Source organism: Candidatus Chlorohelix allophototropha (assembly GCF_030389965.1).
GTDB lineage: Bacteria > Chloroflexota > Chloroflexia > Chloroheliales > Chloroheliaceae > Chlorohelix > Chlorohelix allophototropha.
The window spans coordinates 29,426-49,228 of the sequence record NZ_CP128400.1; the positions used below are offsets into that span (position 1 = coordinate 29,426).

Sequence of the window (19,803 nt, forward strand, 5' to 3'; positions counted from 1 at the left end):
ATTGTTAGATTTTATCCAGCTTTAGTGGAAATGGCAAGCCCATCTAAGGCATTGTACAACTGTTCCCACTCTACAAGGCTAAGGGTTTCAGCGCGACGCTCGGCAGCAATATGCCCAACCGCTAAAACCTCGCGTATTATCTCTTTATCCAGATGAAGTCCTGTTGCCAGAGAGTTTGCCAATTGCTTGCGCTTTTGCCCAAATCCTGCCCGTACAATTTCAAAGAGCCTTGCTTCATCTGTAACCCGGCAAGGTCTTTCCGCATCAGGGTAAACCTTAATCGTTAGAATTGCCGAATCTACTTTGGGAGGCGGGTAAAAAGCCCCTGCCGGTACAACAGCAAACAGCTTTGGCTTGCCGTAGAACTGCACGCTTACCGCTAGCAGGCTCATTTCAGGTGGTTTAGCTACTATACGCTGCGCTACCTCTTTTTGCACCATCAGCACAATTTGTTGTGGTCGGTGCGCACTTTCCAGAAAGTGGCGCAGAATAGCAGAAGTAATGTAATAGGGAATGTTTGCGATAAGTTTATAGGCAGTAGGTTCAAGCGCTTCAGGCTGGAAATCCAGCACATCCCCTTCCACCAGTTTTGCGCCCGGATAAGGCGACAACAGCTCACGCAAAAAAGGGTAGAGGCGTTGATCAAGCTCAACCGCTGTAAACTTTGTAGCAGTTTGAAGCAGTAATCGAGTCAGTATCCCAACGCCGGGTCCGATTTCTATAACCGCGTCTTCCTTCTTTAACTCGGCGGCTGCCAGAATTTTAGGTGGAACTGAGGTATCTACCAGAAAGTTCTGACCTAGACCCTTGCTCGGCTTTATCTCAAGCTGTCGTAGCAGCGCCCTTGTCCCTATAGAATCGTTCAACGAATCAGTTACCTACTCCCTTTATAATCCTGAGCCACACTATTAATTTTATCATATCTATCCGGTGTCTGTAGAAAACTTTTACTTGGGCAAATATCCTTGAATTATCAAAGATTGCAGGATAAATGATTGACAACTCAAAGAACATGCGCTATTTTATATTTCTTATTAAAAAGAGATTAATAATTCTATTATTTTCAGGTACTATATGGATAAATTAAACAACACTATACCTACTCCACCACAGTTTTTTTCAGATCAAAGTGAAGATTCGTTTTTGCCACGTCTGTTAGGGCAAACATTGCTGGCGATAAGGCAAGTATTGGAAAAGACTCTGGGAGTCAATCATATTACAGGGCGAATAATGCTAATCCTTGCCCATGAAGATGGTATAACCCAGAATTATCTCACCGGTTGTATCGGCGTAGATGCCAGCATGATTACCCGTACCGTAAAAGAAATGGAAACCGATCTAGGTTGGATTCGGCGTGAGCGTGACCATACCGATAATCGGCTTGTAAGGGTTTTTTTAACCGAGACGGGGATTATACAGGCAAATATTATATTGCAACAGGTCAAAGCTCTTAACCAGCAATTAACTAGTAAGCTCAGTCAGTCCGACTTAGCCCAAATGAAAAACTATCTTTATATACTGGAAGAAACCGCTCGGAGTATTTTTGAGAACAACTTTAATGAGGCTGAACACAAATAGATCTAGAAAGGAAAGAATATCTTGAAAAAGATACCCTATCGCTACGCCGTAGCCTTAAGCGCTGCTTTAGGTCTTTTTATGGCGGTGCTGGATAACACTATAGTGAACGTTTCGCTAACGGCTATGCTGAAAAGCTTCAGCGATCAAGACTCTACCGTTACTATTAATACAATCCAATGGGTTATAACCGGATACTTCCTAGCTCAGGCGGCAGTCATACCCGTAGCTGGATATTTCAGCCACCGCTATGGCTTAAGACGAATTTTCCTTTTCGCATTAGCTATGTTCACTCTAGGTAGTTTTCTTTGCGGCTTTTCGCATGAACTGGATCATTTATTCGGCGGCGGTGGCGTGCCGATGTTAATCATTTTCCGGGTTTTTCAGGGTCTTGGCGGTGGTATGCTTTTTCCGCTGGCTATCTCTATTTCGTTCAATGTTTTTCCACCTGCCGACCGGGCAAAAAGCTCGGCAGTGGTGGCAATTCCGGTGTTGCTTGCCCCTACTTTAGGACCTACTATCGGAGGTCTGCTAGTTGACAGTCCCTTTGACTGGCCTTCGATATTCTTTATAAATATTCCGGTTGGCTTGCTCGCAATGTTCTTAATCGCCCGGTTGCTGAAACCAGATTTTGGACGTAAACCCATGTGGGCTTCGGAAAATTGGTCGGGAGGTACAAAACCCGCCGATTCTACTGCACCTGAAGCTGTTGCCCGTCCTGCCTCTGTTACAGCGACAAGGCTTGAAAAGTTTGACTTTCTGGGTTTGCTTCTTTCAATTTCAGGCACAATTTTGGTGGTATATTCCTTTTCGCTTGTCAGCGATACGCGAGAAGGAAGTATCACGCCTCAAACTCCCACTGGTGAAATCAACGGTTGGGGTTACTGGTTGGTCTGGGTAATGTTAGTTACAGGTCTGGCTATCTTGGGTATCTTTAGCGCGTATGAGTTGCGGCGTAAAGACCCTGTGCTTGACCTTCGTGTTTTCAAGAGTCGTGATTTTACCGTCGCCACTTTAATGACTTGGGTGGTGCGCGCGGTGATTTTTGGAAGCTTTTTCATCCTGCCTCTTTTCCTCGAAAGATTCAAGAATATGAGCGCGGTACTCACCGGTTTGTCGCTTATGCCTCAAGGTATCGGCGCTGCAATCGGGATAATCAGTGGCAGCCGTATCTATGATATTGTTGGACCGCGTATTCAGGTAATAATGGGTATCATTGCCCTTACGATTAGCTCGATAATGCTCATGAATGTCAGCCCTGAAAGCGATGGTTGGTCTTTCGTGCTGATATTACTTATTCGAGGTATTGGGTTTGGCTGGTCTAACTTGCCGCTACAGACAGTAGCTCTTTCCCGTTTTGCAGGACCAAGCTTGCCTAAAGTAAGTTCTCTATATAATGCTACTGCCCAGATTTTCAGTTCAATCGGTGTTGCGGTATTGACAACTCTCTTTGTGACCGGACTTACCGAGCGCGTGACTAGTGGTGTAAAAGCGGCAGCGGCAAGTGGACAACGCCCGGATAGCCAAGCTATCGTGCTTAATGCGGCGGCAGGTTCAATGGGTAATGTTTTTACCTTTGTAACTATCGGTACGGCGCTCACTATATTTCTAGCATTACTTTTACCAAAGAAAAGTATTAAGCAAGAACAAATTGAGGCTGCTCGTAAAGGTGTTGCTGCTGCACAAGAGGAAACGCCCGTTGTAATGATGGAATAAACTCTGAAATAGAGGCTTAAAAATACCTCACGCGAAATTTCCACGCTCACCCTGTCAGCGCAATAAACTTGCCGCCTTCAGGTGGGCGTGTTATCTTTTGCTGGGTTTGAGTACATTATTTACATAATAGGCTGATAACAATATGAGCGAATTGACCCATTTTAACGAAGAAGGACGCGCCCGGATGGTGGATCTGTCCGAAAAAGCGATTACAGACCGCCGCGCGGTGGCACGTGGTGCGGTGGTGATGCAACCTGAAACCTTGCAACTTATCAGGGATGGGCGTGTGAAGAAGGGGGATGTGTTGGCAGTGGCACAGATAGCCGGAATTATGGCGGCTAAAAAAACTCATGAAATAATTCCAATGTGCCACCCGCTACTCTTGAGCGGGATTAATCTGCGCTTTGAACTGGATGATTCCCAAAACTCGGTGCTGATTGAGGCAGAAGTAAAAACCACCAGCCAAACCGGAGTTGAAATGGAAGCGCTTACGGCGGTTAGCGCGGCTGCTCTGACCATTTACGATATGGTAAAAGCAGTTGACCGGAGTATGCGTATTGAGAATATTAGACTTGCTCATAAGAGCGGCGGCAAATCCGGCACATTCGAAGCCCAATAAGGTAATTCAACCTCAAAAGGAAAACCTATCTGTACTACGCGCTGTTTAAGATAAACCGAGTTTTCGATGAGGGTTGTGACATATGCTGCCTGTTCATTGACTTGCGCTATTTCCAGATACCCACCACTCCCGAATAGGGCGATAATCTCCCCATTTTCAGCCGTACCATAGGTTTCGCGGATGCCGTTGGCTAAAAGCTGACCGGGTACTGAAACACGCGCATTATTTAACGCTTCTTGTCCGAAATGGGTGAGATGCTCGCGTCTAATATTGCTGATAACATTGCCAAAGTGGTCAATATGCAGCACTCTCCCCTTGAGGATTTTTTTAGTATCTGGCAAATTATGCCATTCCGGCAGGATGTTTTCTAGGCGTACCAGTGCGGATGGGTCGAATACTGCGCCTACCTGCTCGAATGGCGCATCTCTGGAAAGAAAAGCCGCTACCGGAGCAAAAATATCTCTTCCGTGAAAGGTATTGCTGATTTCGGAAAGGTGGAAAGCCGGGTTGTTTAACTCTCTAACTTGCAAATCAGCATAAGTATTCAAGAAATATGAAAAAAGCCCGTTATCCGGTCCGATAAAATAACCTCTTTCCGCTATTTTCATCCCGATGGCGCGGCGATTAGTGCCTACACCCGGATCAACCACCGCTACATGGATTGTACCGGGCGCAAAGTGGCGATGGGCATTAAAGACGTGATAGGCGCCGTTCAGGATGTTTTGTGGCTCTACCTCGTGCGTCAGGTCTATTACCGTAGCTTGTGGATTGATAGCATGAATTACCCCTTTCATCATGCCCACATATCCATCAAGAGAACCAAAATCGGTGGTAAGCGTTATCACTGCCATAACGCTAGGCTCTTATATAGTGCAGTTGCTGGAAACGTTGGCGCATTGCGATTACATCTGGCTGTACGCTTTCCGGCACTTCTCCTTTGACCAGCACTCGATTGATGAGTTGTGCCAGTTCGGGCATATCGTTAGGTTTGAAGCCCCAACGGGTAATTTCCTGCGTACCGATGCGAATTGCATTAAAATCATTTGGAAGCTCTGGCAAAGGTAAGCCGATGCCACTAGTCAGGATATTCGCCTTTTCAAGCTGCCGTGAGGCGGTAGTGCCACCTTTATATGCTGCTGCTTGAATTGCTATATGATGTGACATAGTAAAGCCTCGTCCTTTTGCGCTGTGAACCGGAGCGCCGCCTTCTGCCAATTCCTCCGCCAACTTCTGGGCATTCGCAATACAGACACGGGCATATTCCTGCCCAAATTCTAAAATATCTGAGGCAGCTACCACCAGCGCAGCGGTGCGACTTAGGTCGAAGTTGGCAGTTAAACCCGGATAGGCTATCTTGTCCAACCGCTCTGCCAGTTCAGGCATATTGGTTAGTACCAACCCGCCCGCCGGACCTCCAAAAGACTTGTAAGTAGAGCAGGTCATTAGGTGTGCGCCCTCCGCCAGCGGTTGCTGAAACTCGCCACCCGCGATAATCCCGGAAACATGCGCCGCATCAAACATCAACCACGCTCCAACCCTATCGGCTATGGCTCTAACTTCTTTTACCGGATAGGGGAATAGCGCAAGACTACCGCCCAGAATGATAAGTTTTGGTTTAAGACGTTGCGCTTCTGCCTCTAGTTTCGCAAGGTCAACCGCCATACGCTCGCCATCAAAAGGAATATCGTGAACCTCTAAGCCGTACAAGCCCGCCGCACCCGGTGTATGGTGGGTAACATGTCCGGCGGCGGCGTTTGAAAGCGCCATTATTCTGTCGCCGGGTTTGGTGCAAGCCATATACGCATAAAGATTTGCAAGAGAACCGCTTCCAACCCTGAACTCCACATAATCGCATTTAAAGATGCGCCGCAGGATTTCCACCACCATAATTTCCAATTGTTCGGCGTACTGTAATCCGGTTTCATACTTGTCACCGGGATAGCCGAGACTGGGGCGACTTCCCACACTGGCGGCTTGAAAACGCGCTGCACGCGGGTTCATAATGTTTGTACCGGCATACAAACTGATACACTCATAATCCATAAAACGGGCATGCATTTCCAGCATTTGCTCAACCTCAGACTCAAAACCGGAAGGTAGCAAATTACGATAGTGAGAAACATACTTATTGTAAAATTCTTGAGATTCGGGAGAAACCCACGGGCGTTTATAGTCCATTGCGGCTAGCCTTTCTGATGGTTGAATTTGGAAAATGCTACTATTCCACGAGGGCTTTGTCAAGAAATAGTAATAGCCGTGAATTAAGGTCGTACAAACGTAGTTCAAAAGATTATGCTGCGGCAATGTCCGTTTTGAGGGCGCATTTTAGTATTACTTTGCATCCCTAATTGATATAGGTACTTTCTAACTCTTCGCCTTTCTTAGCCTCCTCAGGCTCACCCTCAATGGTGACTTGCGGAATCCAGTCCAGAAAGCGCGGAATGTACCAGTTCATTTCTCCTAGCAATTGCATTGCTGCCGGTAATAAAATGCTGCGGATAATTGTAGCATCAACAAATACTGCGACAGCCAAGCCTAACCCCAATTGTTTGATTATGATGATGCGCAAGGTGACAAACACCCCAAATACCACTACCATGATTGCCGCCGCGCTGGTGATAACCCCAGAGGTAATACTAATGCCCTTTTCCACAGCTTCATCCGAAGGCATTCCTCGATCTTTAGCCTCTTTGATTCTGGTCAGAATAAAAAGATGATAATCCATACTTAACCCGAATAGAATGGTGAAAAGGAAAAGCGGCACAAAACTCTCGATTACTCCGGTTGGTCTGAAACCAAGTTGGTCGCTAAACCAGCCTTCTTGAAATACCAGTACCAGTACGCCATAGGATGCTCCGGTAGATAACAGGTTCAGAATAATGGCTTTGATAGGTATTACCAACGAATGGAAGGCTACCAATAGTAAGATAAAGCTTAACCCCAATACGAAAACGAATATAAGCGGTAAGGCATCCATATAAAGCTTGGTAGTATCTATGGTAAGGGCGGTTGCGCCGCTAACCAGCGCGGTAACTCCCGGCAAGCTACCAAAATAACGTGGTATAAGCTCATTTCGAATCGACCTTATCAGGTCTTTATTGGATTGATCATTGCGGTTGCCTGACATAATAATACTGAGACGTAGCGCCTTACCGTTGCGGGAAAGCGATTTATCTACCGGACCGCTAAGACCGTTTGTTTTTAGGGCGACTTCGGTGAAATTGTCGATTGCTTGTTTGGTTTCAGGTTTGTCGGCGTTTGTAATTACCACATTCATTCTGAGGATTGTACCTTGCGGCCATTTATCTGTTAACAAATGGATTGCCTGCACGCTAGCAAGCGAATCGGGCAAACCATCTAACCCATTATTTCCCAATTTGAATTGGAATAGTGGTAACGCCAAAGCTATCAGTAACACCGTAACAACACTGACCATAATTAGCGGGTGTTGCATTACCCGATGAACCAATTTACTCCAAAAACCGCTACCCTCATTGCGTTCTCGCCCAAAATAAGGGATACGCCCCCAATTTACACCGTTGCCCAACACCGCTAATACCGCCGGAATAAGGGTAAAACTACCGATTACCGACACCAACACAACCCCAATGGTAGCAATTGCCATAGATATAAACGTAGGAATACCGATGATAAACAGCCCTGCCAGCGAAATAATTACGACCATTCCACTGAAGAAAACTGCGCGTCCTGCGGTACCGCTGGCTATTTCGATTGCGGTGAGTTTGTCACGCCCTCGCCTACGCTCTGCCCGGTAGCGTGTGATCATGAAAAGCGAATAATCAATACCAACTGCCAAGCCCATCAACACAATGAGTTGGGTAGTATTGGAATCAACTCCGTTTGTGGTATTGCTGTAAATCGCCAAAATTCCGAAGGCAGCCATCAAGGATGAAATCGCCAGAAATAAAGGTATCAATGCGGCAGCTAAAGTACCGAAGGCAATCAATAAAATTATGAATGTTGCAGGAATAGTAATTTTTAACGAGCCATCCAGTTCATGGGCTGCTAATTCGAGTGCCTCATTATTAATGATAGTAGAACTGAAAAAAAATACTTTGAATTCACTCCCTTGATTGGTGAGTTCCGTCAGGAGAGGACGTACGGCACTGATTTTTTTCTTGACTAACTCGCGTTCCCCCTGAATTGTTGCCTGAATACGGCTGGCACTTCCGTCCATACTGTTTAAACCAAGCAAAGGCAAAGTGTTAGTAGGATCAATTACCTGCGAAAAAACGGCAGCGGGTATTCCGTCTTGAAGATAGGTAGCGCTACGTAACGCAATAACTACACTTGCAATTTTAGCTTTAAATTCAGGGCTGGTTACTTTAAGATCGGGGTGATTGATTATACCGTAAAGCGTTTCTGAGGCTTCACTCCCGCCATTTGCATCAAAAACTGAACCCGCACGAATTGAATCGAGTTTTTCTAGTCCTACATCATCGGTAATGCCATAAGTCCTAGTACCTACCAGTTGTCCGGTGGCGAATAGGCTGCCGCAAATAACCAACCAAAGAATGATAACCAGCCATGCATGTCTGGCACACCACATACCTATGCGTACAGTAAAAGACCGCTTGGTTTTTGTGGTCACAGCCACGTGGACACTCATTTATTTCAACTCCTTTTTGCTTCAATGCACAGGTAAAACCCTATTTCTAATCATAATCTTAGCTATTACTTAAGTAAAGCTTATTAATTGTTTTCAATATTACTATCATTAATAAAATCTGAATTATTAAAGTACTATAAAGTTTGTGATCAAAAGTAGCAATTAATTCTTATTTTACAAATCATACTATGTTATTAACTCGTATTAAGTGCTAATATATAGTTATAAAATTTATTTAGACACAGGGGTGAGTCGCGTTTACATATCTCTGGAAGCGTAATGGGTTTATAGAGTTTAAATCATGCAATTAAAACTTGCATGGTGTTAACTTAAATTTGCTATAAACGCTCTCGCCGAGTGACATTAGGGTAAGACAAAGGAAAGAGGTCTATGTTGGACGCGCAATGGAATAATAACGCGAAGCTTAAGGTTGGCAACGGAATCGCGTTAAGAGAATTTAAGCCCCAAATCTTATCCAACGATAAGCCTGACCAACCGGTCAGGAAGCGTGGGCGAAGGTCGTTAGCAGAACTGAGAGCTTCCAGAGGCAGCAACTTAATTCAAATTTTTACAGAAACAGGAAAAACAGAAGCAAATTCATTAGGTGGCAGAGTTAAACTCGTTCGAAGGCGACTAGGGTTAAGCCAGCAAGAGCTTGCCGGTGCAGAATATGTAGCCAGTTATATTTCCGCAATTGAAAGAGATAAAATCCATCCTTCTCTCAAAGCGTTACAGCTAATTGCAAAAAGACTGGGTGAACCTGTAGAATTTTTCCTCTACGGCGGCTATGGGAGCAGCGGAATGCCGGAGCGGGAAGATAATTCCAAGACCACTGAGTTGAGTTTGGCTACCGCTCTCCGTGATAAATTATTGGAAGTGCAAGTGCTAATTGAGCGTGCCGGGCAATTTGGCGATTTGCAAAAAAGCAGTGAATTAATCCAAGCAGAGCAATTATTGGACGATCTGCCACGTCATCAACTTTCCGAATATGATCGTGCTCAATATTTGAAACTGGTAGGCTTTTTGCAACTGAAACGTCGGAATCTTGAAGCCGCTCGTCCTGCTTTGGAAGAAGCCGTGCTACTTGCTCAAAAAACCACGCAAATAGCTGTAGTTGCGGAAACCAAGAATCTAATTGGGAATCTTTATTATCTACGTAAACAGGTTGATCAGGCTTTGCTGCACCATCGCGAAGCTTGGGAAATTATCTGCGATAATGTTGACCTAATTGAGCCTGAAGTCAAACTTCAAGTTTTGAGTAATCTGGCTAATGATTATCTTATACTAGGTAGGCAGGAAGAATCCTTGAGCACCTTCAAAGAAGCTTTAAAACTTGAAGAAGAGGTGTTTTTACCAGCGCAACGTGCTCAAATTTACTTTAATCTGGCAGAATCTTACCGAGAACGCGGCGACCTTATTCGCGCTCGAAATTACTCCGCCATAAGTTTGAATTCCTTCCGTCAGCTAAACCAGCGGCGTGAAATGTTAAGGCTCAGCGCGGATGTTGGCGACCTACTGGCGATAAATGGACGCGAAAAACAGGCGGAAGACCTGCTTAACGAGGCAATCTCTCTCGGTAAGCGTGAAACCAATCTTAAAGGTATTGATTTAGCCCTTACCAATACGTCCCTTTCGTGGTTGCGCTTGCGCGAGAATCGCATTGATGATGCACGCCAGTTGGCAAGCCGTGCCATTGAAGAAGCCCACAATGCCGGAGATATAGTAACCGAAGGCAAAGCCCTCAAAATTGCCGCCGATATTGAGATCCGTCTTGGGAATGCGGATGAAGCACGGCATCTCTTTGAAAAAGCAATAGCTACGCTTGAGTTATTAAATCTACCATTTGTGCTTGGCGATATTTACAAAGCCTATGGAGAAGCCTTAGAGAATTGGGGGGATTTTGAGTCCGCGGTTAATTATCTGAAAAAGGCTTATGAATCGAAGCGTTAGCCTTTAAATATTTTCTCTAAAAATTCGCTGATTAACGGTGCCTGATGTTCCGACTCTAACAGAAATGAGTCGTGACCATTGGGCGCTGTTATATTTACGTATTCTACGTAGCGTCCTGCTTCACGTGCCGCCTTTGACATAAGCTCACTCTGGTAGGGTGGATATAGCCAATCGCTGCTAAAACTGATGAATAGATACGCAGCGTTTGTATTGGCGAATGCCTCTGTTAGGCTACTCTTGCCACGCGTCATATCGTAATAATCCATAGCGCGGGTTATGTATAAGTAGGAATTGGCATCAAATCGCTGGTTGAAAATCTCACCCTGATGTTGGAGATAGCTTTCCACTTCAAAATCTATATTAAAACTAAAGCTATAATCATCTTTTTGGCGCAACTGCCGCCCGAATTTGTACTCCATTGACTCTTCACTCAGGTAGGTTATATGCCCCAACATACGAGCTACTGCCAAGCCATTTTCGGGGCGCGCTTGTCCCGGCTCATAGTAGTTTCCGCCGTTCCAATTTTGATCTGCCATAATTGCGCGTCGCCCGATTTCGTTCCACGCGATACCTTGTGCGGTCAGACTTGGAGAAGTGGCAATTGGCAAAGCCGCCCGTACACTTTCGGGATATAACTGACACCATGCCAACGCTTGCATCCCTCCCATGCTGCCTCCTACTACCGCCAACAGGCTATCTATACCCAGATATTCAACCAACTTTTTTTGAACCCGCACCATATCTTCCACCGTAATAACCGGGAAATTAGAGGCATAAGGCTTGCCGGTAGCGGGATTAGTCGAAGCTGGACCGGTAGTGCCTTTGCAACCACCCAGCACATTGGAGCAGATAATGTAGTAACGGTCGGTGTCGAAAGCCTTCCCCGGACCAACCATAATTTCCCACCAGCCCAACCTGCCATCTTCGGCATGTATGCCGGCAGGATGTGAATCACCTGTAAGGGCGTGGCAAATTAGGATGGCGTTAGAATGTGCCTCGTTCAGTTGTCCATAAGTTTGGTACGCTACCGTGATTGGTCCAAAATTTTGCCCGCATTCTAGGCGCAAACCTTCGTTAGGGCTGCCGAAAGTATAGAATTGTGTGCTTACTATGCCAAGGGGACTGGTTCTAACTATCGCCACCGAGATGTCTCCTCATTAAAAATAGAACCGGAGGGGGTTTGCCGGACTTAGCGCGAAATATTATATCACAGGATTTTACCGTTTGCGCCTATGCCAGCGCTACCAGTTCGCCGACTGCTGGCTCAATTCATCTATCCTCGCATAAAGTCGTGCCAGAGTCCCGACCCCTATTTTGGCTAAATCCAATTGCTGGAAATGCTCTGCTAGTAGCATAGCAATAGCCTCACCGCTTTTGGTTGTTCGAGAATACATTGGCTGCCTCCGTAAATGATAGGTTTATTTCAAACAATATTTCTGAAACTATATTGGGAAACTAGCCCTATCGAGAAGGACAAAAGTCGTATCATTGTTTGTCTTTGACTTGTATCAATTTAAGGGATACTTTATTTTTACCTGCCCGTTAACCTCAATCCATTACAATATATACAGTAAAAATCAAGGATTTATGAATCGGATTTTTAGTTCAATAAGGAAACTGGCAATTCGGCTACTATTTGATTTCCAAATAACTAATAATTCTCAAGATTTAATCCCATTAACCGTTCATTTCAATTGAGGAGTGAAATATGTTGCATCCGGTTTGGTTTATTGTACCCGCATTCATGCTTTCCAGCTTATTGCTATTGGGGTGGAGTGTTAGCCTTTTGAAGCAGAAATATTCTATAGGTTTGGTTTTTATTACGGCAGTGGTATTGGCTGAAACCTTTGAAAATATAGCTTTTGGAATTGGGCTTTTCAATGACCCCGGAGCTTTGCTGGAAATCTTGCACCGACTACGTTATCTGATGCATAGCTTGCTGCTACCCACATTTGTAATCGTAGCTTTTGAGTTAGCCTACCGGAATGGCGCGAAATTAAAGAAACTGACACCCTATGTTTATGGTATTACCTTGCTAATCAGCTTGGTTTGGTCGGCAATAGACCTTTTTGTGCCGATTCAGCCCACAATTGTTGGTCAATTGGTACGTTATACTGCCTCTGACAATGCGCCGATTTGGATGGTGGCTACCGGACCGGTGGTTCTTGCCTTTATTGTGTTAAGCCTGATTGCTTCCGGCGCTTACCTCTGGCGCAAACAAAACCCGCCATGGCTCTTTTTGAGTGCAACTATTATGTTTATAGTTTCTGCCGCAACCGCCAAAAACGAATACTTTTGGGCTTATGGTAACGTGGTGGAAGTGCTGTTGCTGGCAAGTATGTTGCAAGCAGAACGCAGATTGGCGCATTCCCCTATTATTGATAGCGTAAAAGCGCGTATTCCTAGCCTTGAGCAATAGTCAACGCGCTTTTACAGGATAAATCTAATAGGTTGATTTGTTCAACGCTTGATCCAAATCGAAGATGATGTCATCCACTGTCTCCAGACCGATTGAAAGGCGGATGAAATCGGGCGTTACGCCAGTAGCCTGTTGCTCAGCTTCGCTCAACTGCTGATGGGTTGTGCTGGCAGGGTGAATTACCAATGATTTGGCATCACCCACGTTTGCCAGCAAGCTAAAGAGCTTCAGTTTGTCGATAAAGGAGCGTCCTGCTTCGAGACCACCCTTGATACCAAAGCCGATAATCGCGCCATAACCGTTCTTATGGTACTTGGTAGCGATATTGTGGCTGGAGTGGCTTTCCAGACCGGGGTAATTTACCCAAGTGACTTTAGGATGTTGCTCAAGGAATTGGGCAACTTTCAAGGCGTTGGAACTATGGCGCTCAACCCGCAATGGCAACGTTTCTAGACCTTGCAGGAACAAGAAGCTGTTAAAAGGGCTGACGGCAGGTCCTAGGTCGCGCAGCAATTGCACCCGCGCTTTCAGGATGTAAGCTGGTGCGCCTAAATCTACGAAGCGCAATCCATGATAGCTGTCGTCCGGTTCGGTGAAACCGGGGAATTTGCCGTTACCCCAATCGAATTTACCGCCGTCCACAATGATACCGCCGATGCTGGTTCCATGACCGCCGATAAACTTGGTGGCAGAATGTACCACAATATCTGCGCCCCATTTCAAGGGCTGAATCAGGTAAGGGCTAGGCAGAGTGTTGTCGATAACTAATGGGATGCCATTTTCATGTGCGATATTGGCTACCGCTTCAATATCCAGCGTATCCAACTTGGGATTTCCGACCGTCTCAGCGTAAATCAGCTTCGTGTTAGGTTTGATGGCGGCGCGGAAGTTTTCAACATTAGAAGGGTCAACGAAAGTGGTTGCAATGCCCATCTTAGGCAAGGTGTGGTGGAACAGGTTATAAGTACCACCGTAAAGGCTGGCAGAGGACACTATATGATCGCCGGAATTAGCGATATTCAGGATTGCCAGAAACTCGGCAGCCTGACCGCTGCTGGTAGCCAACGCGCCAACTCCACCTTCGAGCAACGCGACACGCTCTTCAAAGACGTTGGTGGTGGGGTTCATAAGTCTGGTATAAATGTTGCCGAACTTGCGAAGCGCAAAAAGGTCGGCGGCATGTTCGGTGTCATTAAAAACGTATGAACTGGTCTGGTATATCGGTACGGCACGAGAATTGGTAGCCACATCGGCAGTTTGACCACCGTGCAAAGCGATTGTTTCAAAACCTAGCTGTCTTTCGTTCTGGTCTGCCATAAATTATTATTCTCCTCTGAACTCAAAATTCATATACATGATAATCTTTATCTATTTCGTCAGGATAATATAAAGGAAGCGGTTTGTCAAGCCCGACCTCGTATCCATCCTGATTTGTATTATAAAGTCGGCAAGCTAATTGCTCTTACTAAAAGGCATTGGTATAATCTCATAATCTGCTGGAGAGAATTGGCAGCCCTGAGTTCTTATGACCTTTTAATAAGGAGCATTATAAATGACCACCGAAAATGCACAAGTGGCTCTCGGATTTTTCCAGACCCGCTATGGAATAGATCAAAATATTTTAAACGACCTGCTGGCAGTAGCGATGAGCAGAGGCGGGGATTTTGCAGAGCTTTACAGTGAATATCGTCAAACTAGCCTGCTTAACTACGAAGACCAAGCGGTTCGTCAATCCAGTGGAGGAATAACGCAGGGCATGGGGGTTCGGGTAGTGCAGGGCGATTCGGTAGGCTATGCTTACAGTGAAGATTTCTCTATTGAGAGCCTGAAGCATGCCGCCACTACTGCCGCCCAAATTGCTAACTCATCTCAGGGCAAGGTAAACCCGGTGGATGCCACTATCCTTTCAGGCGCTAATCTCTACCCTATTGAAAAACCGACTATTGATGCCCGCGCTCTTGAAAAGCTGGAAATTATTCGCCGGGTTGATAAAGCGGCACGCGCCCATGACCCTTCGATTTCAAAAGTATCGGTTATATTTGCAGATGAGCTAAAGCGGGTGCTGATTGCTACCAGCGATGGGCGACTTGCCGCTGATGTGCAACCGCTTTTTACTATACGTGCGAGCGTAATTGCGGAAAAAGACGGGAAGCGTGAAAGAGGTTTTAAAAGCGCTTCGGCGCGGCGGGGGCTGGAATATTTTGATCAGATTATCTCACCTGAAGAAGTGGGCGTGTTGGCAGCAAAACAGGCTGTTACTAATCTGAGCGCGATAGAAGCGCCTGCCGGAGTGATGCCGGTGGTGTTAGGCGCAGGCGAATCGGGCGTGTTGCTGCATGAAGCGGTAGGTCACGGCCTCGAAGGCGATTTTAACTACAAGAAACTCAGTAATTACAGCGATCGGGTAGGTGAGAAGGTCGCATCTGAACTATGTTCGGTGGTGGACGATGGAACTGTTCCCCATACTCGCGGCACGCTCAACATTGATGATGAAGGCAACCCCACTCATTACAATGTGCTGATTGAGAACGGCTTGCTACGTGGCTACATGCAAGATCGTATCAGCAGCACGCAGATGAGCGTTGCACCAACGGGCAACGGACGGCGTGAGAGTTTCCGCAAATATCCGATGACTCGTATGACCAATACCTATATGCTGAACGGCGAAACTCCATTTGATGATTTGATCAAAGCGGTGCCGCGTGGCTTGTATTGCGTGGAATACGGTGGTGGGCAAGTTGATATAAATAGCGGTGACTTCGTTTTTATCGTAACTGAGGCATACATGATTGAAGACGGACAAATTACTGCTCCCGTAAAGGGCGTGAACCTGATCGGCAATGGGCCTGATGTGCTTTCAAAGGTGACGATGGTAGCGAACGACTTTCAGTTAGCCGGGAACGGCGGCATGTGCGGTAAAAATGGGCAAAGCGTACCGGTCAGTCTGGGAATGCCCAGTGTACTGGTAAGCAGTATCACGGTTGGCGGCACAGCCGCATAGGGGGATTGATGGAAAACACAGAACTGGATTTAAATCTGGCTGAAACGGTGGTTAAAAAGGCGCTGGCAGCCGGGGCAGATGAGGTGGAAGTGTTGTTCTCGCAAGGCTATGAGTCCGGCGTGAAGCTGCGCAAAGGCAAAGTTGATTTGCTTAATGAGGCGCAACCCAAAGCCCTTTCGCTGCGTCTATACCGTGAGAAGCGTGCCGCAGTAGCCTACACCAGCGATTTCAGCAAAGCTGCGTTGGACGATTTGGTGATGCGGGCTATGGATATGGCGGTGATTTCTGACCCAGACCCTGCCGCAGGGCTACCCGACCCGGATGATTTAGCTTTCCAGTATAACGAAAATCTCGGTATCTGGGACCCGGCGATTGGTGATATTCCAACCGAAGTTAAGGTAGAGATGGTACGCCGTTGCGAGGATTCCGCTTTCGCCTTTGACACTCGCATTAACAATACCGGCGGTACTACCTTTAGCACCAACTTGCGACAGGTGGGCTTGGTAAATAGTCTGGGCTTTGCCGGGACTTATAAGACCAGCCATTGTAGCTTTGGGCTGGATGCCGTGGTGGATGATGCGGAGGGCAAGAAGCAAAACGGTTGGTGGTTTACCATCAGCAACAACTTCAAGGAAATGAAATCACCCGAAGAAGTGGGACGTATCGCCGCGCAACGCGCCATCAACAAAATCGGTGGGCGTAAGATTAAAACCAGTAAAATGCCCATAATATGGGATCCAATGGTTGCCAGCGATTTGCTTGGCACACTGGCTGGTAGCCTAAGCGGGGATGCGTTAGAACGACGCTCTACCTTCCTGATTCCTTTCGAGGGACAGAAAATCGGCTCTGATTTGGTAACGCTGGTGGATGACCCTTTACGCCCCGGTTTGCGCGGTACTCGTCCCTTTGACGGTGAGGGCGTAGAAGTGCGCCGCAAGAACATTTTTGACAAAGGAGTGTTTCAGGGCTTTATCTTCAACAGCTATACTGCCCGCAAAACCTCACACAAGACCACCGGGAATGCTACTGGCGGTATCGGTAGTCTGCCGGGTGTAGGAGTTTCCAACTTCTATATCGAACCGGGCAATGTAACACAGGAAGAAATCATTGCAGGGGTGGAGGAAGGACTGTTCCTAACCGAGATGATCGGTTTCGGCTACAACCCGGTAACGGGTGATTTTTCACGCGGGGCGGTTGGTTGGTGGATAGAAAACGGCAAACTGGCATATCCGGTGGCTGAAATCAATATCGCTGGCAACATGAAAGATATGCTGTCAAATATCACACAAGTGGGCAACGACCTTGAATTTCTATTTAGCATCTCCTCACCCACTATTCGCATTGATAATATGACCGTTAGCGGTCTCTAAACCTTCCCATTTTAGGGCGGCTAAACTTACGAGCCGCCCATTCCCTATAAACTTAGAACTTTAGCCTAGAACAAAAAAAAGGACAACTTACTCAAGCCCTTTGCTCGAAGCGAAAGCTTTTAAACTAACCGTAAATATCCAAGCAAAAGAAGGTAGGGTGATTGCCATGTCAAAGTACCGGATTTTATCGCTGGACGGTGGCGGAATCAGGGGACTGATAACAGCCGTATTATTGGATAGGCTCAGGGAAGCTGTGCCGGGTTGGATGGACAAAATTGATTTGGTAGCTGGCACCTCAACGGGCGGTATTATCGCGATGGGGCTGGCAAAAGGCGCTACGCCCAACGATGTCCGTGACCTCTACTACAAAAATGGTCACCAGATTTTTGACAAAAGTTGGTTGAATAATTTAAAAGATATTGGCGGCTTAGCTGGCGCTGAGTATGATAATGTTCATTTGCGCCAAGAACTTATAGCCTTTTTTGGAACAACAAAGCTGAAAGAGTTACACCGTAAGGTTCTGGTTGCCTCTTTTGACCTTGATAACCAAGACCCTGATCCGACAAAGCGTAGCTGGAAACCAAAATTCTTCCACAATTTTGAGGGTGAAGGTTCTGATGGGGACTGCCAAGTGGTGGATGTTGCCCTTTACACCAGCGCCGCACCTACTTACTTTCCAAGTGTGGATACTTATATAGACGGTGGCGTTGCCGCCAATAATCCCAGTTTGGCGGCTCTCACCCAAACTCAGGATTCCCGTATCATTTTGAACCCGCGTCCCAAACTTGAGGAAGTGGTTTTGCTTTCACTGGGTACCGGGCGTTCGCTTGCCAGAATAGAAGGGAAAAATCTGGATTGGGGCTTGGGACAGTGGGCGCGCCCTATTATCAATATCCTAATGGACTCGGTGGTAGGTGTAGCCGATTACCAGTGTCGCCAGCTAATGGGCGATTGTTATGCCCGTTTGAACCCCACTTTCCCGCCTGAAGTACATTTTGGGCTGGATGATGTGGCGCATATGGATGCTATGCTCAAATTTGCCGCCGCCGTAAATATTGATGATACGGTTAGCTGGCTTAAACAAACTTGGCAATAAAATTAAAAGCGCGGAGCTTATATTCCGCGCTTTTAAGAGATTCATCACTTTTGGCTGGGCATTATTCTTACTGTTTTGTACCTCTTACTCGCTTGGGGTCAGAATAGGTGCGATCGCTGGTAGGCGAAGAAGCACTAATGTCATCCAATTCGTCCTCATACCCTTGCCGATTGCGCTCCGGCACCCCATTTTTCCAATCCTGCACACGGCTATCGCCCACCGAAGCAGGGTTAAAATCCTGTTCAGCCTGTTTTAGGGCAAGTTCATATTCTTCTTCGTTCCAGCCATTGCGGTGTTCATCTTGATAGGTTTCATCACCAAAGTAAACCGGCGCAGTTTTGCTCGGTACTGGTATTTTAAAAGTTATATTTTCGCGATCCGCATGCGGCCCTGCCATATCTTCGCTTGAAAAAACTTTTTTGTCCGTCATTTATATATGCTCCCTACTGGTTAAAAATCATTACTGTTCATTATAATTTTACCTAATTATACCAAATATTAACCTGAGTGCAATGTTAAATTTGTAACATACGGTAAAAGCGCAGCATTTCTCCTCGCTCACCAATACCCAATTCGGCTTTGGCTACCTCATCAATTATCCCAGCCGGATTTAGCATTTCATCTTCTTCAGGGGTAGGAGCGCGCCCCTCCTTGCTTGCCACCTTGTGCTGTTCTTCAAGGTATTGCAATTGCGCCATCACCTGCCGGGCGGCGGCAGGCCATAGGCGGCGGTCTGTATCCTTATAAGCGTGCGCTACTATTTCAGGAACGGTATGTGAGCCAGCCGTAAGCGCTGCTATTACCATATTCAAGCGTTTTTGGCGATGGGCGATATAGTCGGAGATTTTTGCCGCCGGGCTTGTAATAGCAGGACCATGCCCCCCATAAATCACCTTAGCCTCCCCGCACCGTTGTTGCAACAGCGCGAGGCTACGCAAATAATCGCCCATATTTCCTTTTGGTGGCGCGACCACCGTTGTACCAAAGCCGAGAATATTATCTCCCGTAAACAGCGCATTTTCCTGTTCGAGATAAAAACAAAGGTGGTCAGCGGCGTGTCCCGGCGTGAAATGACAAATAAAGCTTACACCCGCTACATCGTATCGTTGCCCATCTACAAGGTTTTCATCATGTGGGAAAGTGGAATCGCGATAGGCAACTATTGGTGCACCGCAAAGCTCTTTCAGTTTCACCGCACCCGGATAGTGATCAGGATGACCATGTGTAACCAGAATCCGCTCAATTTGCGAGTCAAGTCGTTGTGCTGCTCTTACCAGCGCATGCATGTGTGAATCAATTGCCTCGCCGGGATCGATTACCGCTAATGAACCGTTTGCGCCCACCAGCCACGTATTGGTTCCGGTTAGAGTCATAGGACCGGGGTTGGGGGCGCGTAACAACCAAACTCGCTCGCTAAATTTCTCCAT

At 46.6% G+C, this 19,803-nt stretch carries 17 protein-coding genes; 8 read left to right on the forward strand and 9 right to left on the reverse strand.

Annotated features, from left to right (window positions below; genetic code table 11):
- Positions 1 to 11 precede the first annotated feature (11 nt).
- The gene (gene rsmA / locus OZ401_RS13000; RefSeq protein ID WP_341470907.1) at positions 12 to 866 is read right to left on the reverse strand and encodes a 16S rRNA (adenine(1518)-N(6)/adenine(1519)-N(6))-dimethyltransferase RsmA; all 855 of its coding nucleotides are present in this window, start codon (positions 864 to 866) and stop codon (positions 12 to 14) included.
- 208 nt (positions 867 to 1,074) lie between these two features.
- Between rsmA and OZ401_RS13005 the strand changes: the two genes are divergently transcribed.
- From OZ401_RS13005 to moaC, 3 genes are all read left to right on the forward strand, one after another.
- Positions 1,075 to 1,578 carry a MarR family winged helix-turn-helix transcriptional regulator gene (locus OZ401_RS13005; RefSeq protein ID WP_341470908.1) on the forward strand — a complete coding sequence of 168 codons (504 nt, stop codon included), beginning with the start codon at positions 1,075 to 1,077 and terminating at the stop codon, positions 1,576 to 1,578.
- Positions 1,579 to 1,599: 21 nt separating this feature from the next.
- Positions 1,600 to 3,291 carry an MDR family MFS transporter gene (locus OZ401_RS13010; protein ID WP_341470909.1) on the forward strand — a complete coding sequence of 564 codons (1,692 nt, stop codon included), beginning with the start codon at positions 1,600 to 1,602 and terminating at the stop codon, positions 3,289 to 3,291.
- A gap of 142 nt (positions 3,292 to 3,433) precedes the next feature.
- A complete protein-coding gene (gene moaC / locus OZ401_RS13015) occupies positions 3,434 to 3,910 on the forward strand; it encodes a cyclic pyranopterin monophosphate synthase MoaC (protein WP_341470910.1) in 477 nt (158 codons plus the stop codon).
- Here moaC and OZ401_RS13020 read toward each other — a convergent pair.
- From OZ401_RS13020 to OZ401_RS13030, 3 genes are all read right to left on the reverse strand, one after another.
- Positions 3,868 to 4,761 carry an SAM hydrolase/SAM-dependent halogenase family protein gene (locus OZ401_RS13020; RefSeq protein ID WP_341470911.1) on the reverse strand — a complete coding sequence of 298 codons (894 nt, stop codon included), beginning with the start codon at positions 4,759 to 4,761 and terminating at the stop codon, positions 3,868 to 3,870. The two genes, moaC and OZ401_RS13020, sit on opposite strands and share 43 nt — an antisense overlap.
- Before the next feature lie 4 nt (positions 4,762 to 4,765).
- A complete protein-coding gene (locus tag OZ401_RS13025) occupies positions 4,766 to 6,088 on the reverse strand; it encodes a serine hydroxymethyltransferase (protein ID WP_341470912.1) in 1,323 nt (440 codons plus the stop codon).
- Between the two features lie 166 nt (positions 6,089 to 6,254).
- Positions 6,255 to 8,540, reverse strand: a complete 2,286-nt coding sequence (locus OZ401_RS13030) for an MMPL family transporter (RefSeq protein ID WP_341470913.1) — start codon at positions 8,538 to 8,540, stop codon at positions 6,255 to 6,257.
- Between the two features lie 390 nt (positions 8,541 to 8,930).
- Here OZ401_RS13030 and OZ401_RS13035 point away from each other — a divergent pair, with 390 nt between their 5' ends.
- Complete coding sequence (locus tag OZ401_RS13035) at positions 8,931 to 10,490, forward strand: helix-turn-helix domain-containing protein (protein ID WP_341470914.1); 1,560 nt, start codon at positions 8,931 to 8,933, stop codon at positions 10,488 to 10,490.
- On the opposite strand, the gene metX is transcribed toward OZ401_RS13035, so the two are convergent.
- Both metX and OZ401_RS13045 read right to left on the reverse strand, forming a co-directional pair.
- The gene (metX, locus tag OZ401_RS13040) at positions 10,487 to 11,632 is read right to left on the reverse strand and encodes a homoserine O-acetyltransferase MetX (RefSeq protein WP_341470915.1); all 1,146 of its coding nucleotides are present in this window, start codon (positions 11,630 to 11,632) and stop codon (positions 10,487 to 10,489) included. The genes OZ401_RS13035 and metX overlap by 4 nt on opposite strands.
- Positions 11,633 to 11,731: 99 nt before the next feature.
- Positions 11,732 to 11,884 carry a hypothetical protein gene (locus tag OZ401_RS13045; protein ID WP_341470916.1) on the reverse strand — a complete coding sequence of 51 codons (153 nt, stop codon included), beginning with the start codon at positions 11,882 to 11,884 and terminating at the stop codon, positions 11,732 to 11,734.
- A 314-nt stretch (positions 11,885 to 12,198) separates the two neighbouring features.
- Between OZ401_RS13045 and OZ401_RS13050 the strand changes: the two genes are divergently transcribed.
- Complete coding sequence (locus OZ401_RS13050) at positions 12,199 to 12,909, forward strand: hypothetical protein (RefSeq protein WP_341470917.1); 711 nt, start codon at positions 12,199 to 12,201, stop codon at positions 12,907 to 12,909.
- 24 nt (positions 12,910 to 12,933) lie between these two features.
- Here the strand turns inward: OZ401_RS13050 and OZ401_RS13055 are convergent, their stop codons facing one another.
- Entirely contained in the window at positions 12,934 to 14,226 is a 1,293-nt protein-coding gene (locus OZ401_RS13055; RefSeq protein ID WP_341470918.1) for a homocysteine synthase, read from the reverse strand.
- A gap of 235 nt (positions 14,227 to 14,461) precedes the next feature.
- Here OZ401_RS13055 and OZ401_RS13060 point away from each other — a divergent pair, with 235 nt between their 5' ends.
- The 3 genes from OZ401_RS13060 to OZ401_RS13070 all read left to right on the forward strand — a co-directional run bounded on the left by OZ401_RS13060 (position 14,462) and on the right by OZ401_RS13070 (position 18,376).
- On the forward strand, positions 14,462 to 15,910 hold the full coding sequence (locus OZ401_RS13060) for a TldD/PmbA family protein (protein WP_341470919.1): 1,449 nt from the start codon (positions 14,462 to 14,464) through the stop codon (positions 15,908 to 15,910).
- An 8-nt stretch (positions 15,911 to 15,918) separates the two neighbouring features.
- Positions 15,919 to 17,280: a TldD/PmbA family protein gene (locus tag OZ401_RS13065; protein ID WP_341470920.1), complete on the forward strand. Its 1,362-nt coding sequence runs from the start codon at positions 15,919 to 15,921 to the stop codon at positions 17,278 to 17,280.
- Positions 17,281 to 17,446: 166 nt separating this feature from the next.
- The gene (locus OZ401_RS13070) at positions 17,447 to 18,376 is read left to right on the forward strand and encodes a patatin-like phospholipase family protein (protein ID WP_341470921.1); all 930 of its coding nucleotides are present in this window, start codon (positions 17,447 to 17,449) and stop codon (positions 18,374 to 18,376) included.
- Between the two features lie 67 nt (positions 18,377 to 18,443).
- Here OZ401_RS13070 and OZ401_RS13075 read toward each other — a convergent pair whose 3' ends face one another.
- Positions 18,444 to 18,806: a hypothetical protein gene (locus tag OZ401_RS13075; protein WP_341470922.1), complete on the reverse strand. Its 363-nt coding sequence runs from the start codon at positions 18,804 to 18,806 to the stop codon at positions 18,444 to 18,446.
- A gap of 85 nt (positions 18,807 to 18,891) precedes the next feature.
- Positions 18,892 to 19,803 (reverse strand): MBL fold metallo-hydrolase, encoded by a 912-nt coding sequence (locus OZ401_RS13080; RefSeq protein WP_341470923.1) that lies wholly within the window; start codon positions 19,801 to 19,803, stop codon positions 18,892 to 18,894.

Excerpts from the sequence above, each read along its gene's own strand:
- OZ401_RS13070 (WP_341470921.1), top strand. The coding sequence starts at position 17,447 with ATGTCAAAGTACCGGATTTTATCGCTGGACGGTGGCGGAATCAGGGGA.
- OZ401_RS13045 (WP_341470916.1), bottom strand. The coding sequence starts at position 11,884 with ATGTATTCTCGAACAACCAAAAGCGGTGAGGCTATTGCTATGCTACTA.
- OZ401_RS13025 (WP_341470912.1), bottom strand. The coding sequence starts at position 6,088 with ATGGACTATAAACGCCCGTGGGTTTCTCCCGAATCTCAAGAATTTTAC.
- OZ401_RS13055 (WP_341470918.1), bottom strand. The coding sequence starts at position 14,226 with ATGGCAGACCAGAACGAAAGACAGCTAGGTTTTGAAACAATCGCTTTG.
- moaC (WP_341470910.1), top strand. The coding sequence starts at position 3,434 with ATGAGCGAATTGACCCATTTTAACGAAGAAGGACGCGCCCGGATGGTG.
- OZ401_RS13075 (WP_341470922.1), bottom strand. The coding sequence starts at position 18,806 with ATGACGGACAAAAAAGTTTTTTCAAGCGAAGATATGGCAGGGCCGCAT.
- OZ401_RS13035 (WP_341470914.1), top strand. The coding sequence starts at position 8,931 with ATGTTGGACGCGCAATGGAATAATAACGCGAAGCTTAAGGTTGGCAAC.
- OZ401_RS13020 (WP_341470911.1), bottom strand. The coding sequence starts at position 4,761 with ATGGCAGTGATAACGCTTACCACCGATTTTGGTTCTCTTGATGGATAT.
- OZ401_RS13065 (WP_341470920.1), top strand. The coding sequence starts at position 15,919 with ATGGAAAACACAGAACTGGATTTAAATCTGGCTGAAACGGTGGTTAAA.
- OZ401_RS13005 (WP_341470908.1), top strand. The coding sequence starts at position 1,075 with ATGGATAAATTAAACAACACTATACCTACTCCACCACAGTTTTTTTCA.
- OZ401_RS13060 (WP_341470919.1), top strand. The coding sequence starts at position 14,462 with ATGACCACCGAAAATGCACAAGTGGCTCTCGGATTTTTCCAGACCCGC.
- OZ401_RS13080 (WP_341470923.1), bottom strand. The coding sequence starts at position 19,803 with ATGGAGAAATTTAGCGAGCGAGTTTGGTTGTTACGCGCCCCCAACCCC.
- OZ401_RS13030 (WP_341470913.1), bottom strand. The coding sequence starts at position 8,540 with ATGAGTGTCCACGTGGCTGTGACCACAAAAACCAAGCGGTCTTTTACT.
- OZ401_RS13050 (WP_341470917.1), top strand. The coding sequence starts at position 12,199 with ATGTTGCATCCGGTTTGGTTTATTGTACCCGCATTCATGCTTTCCAGC.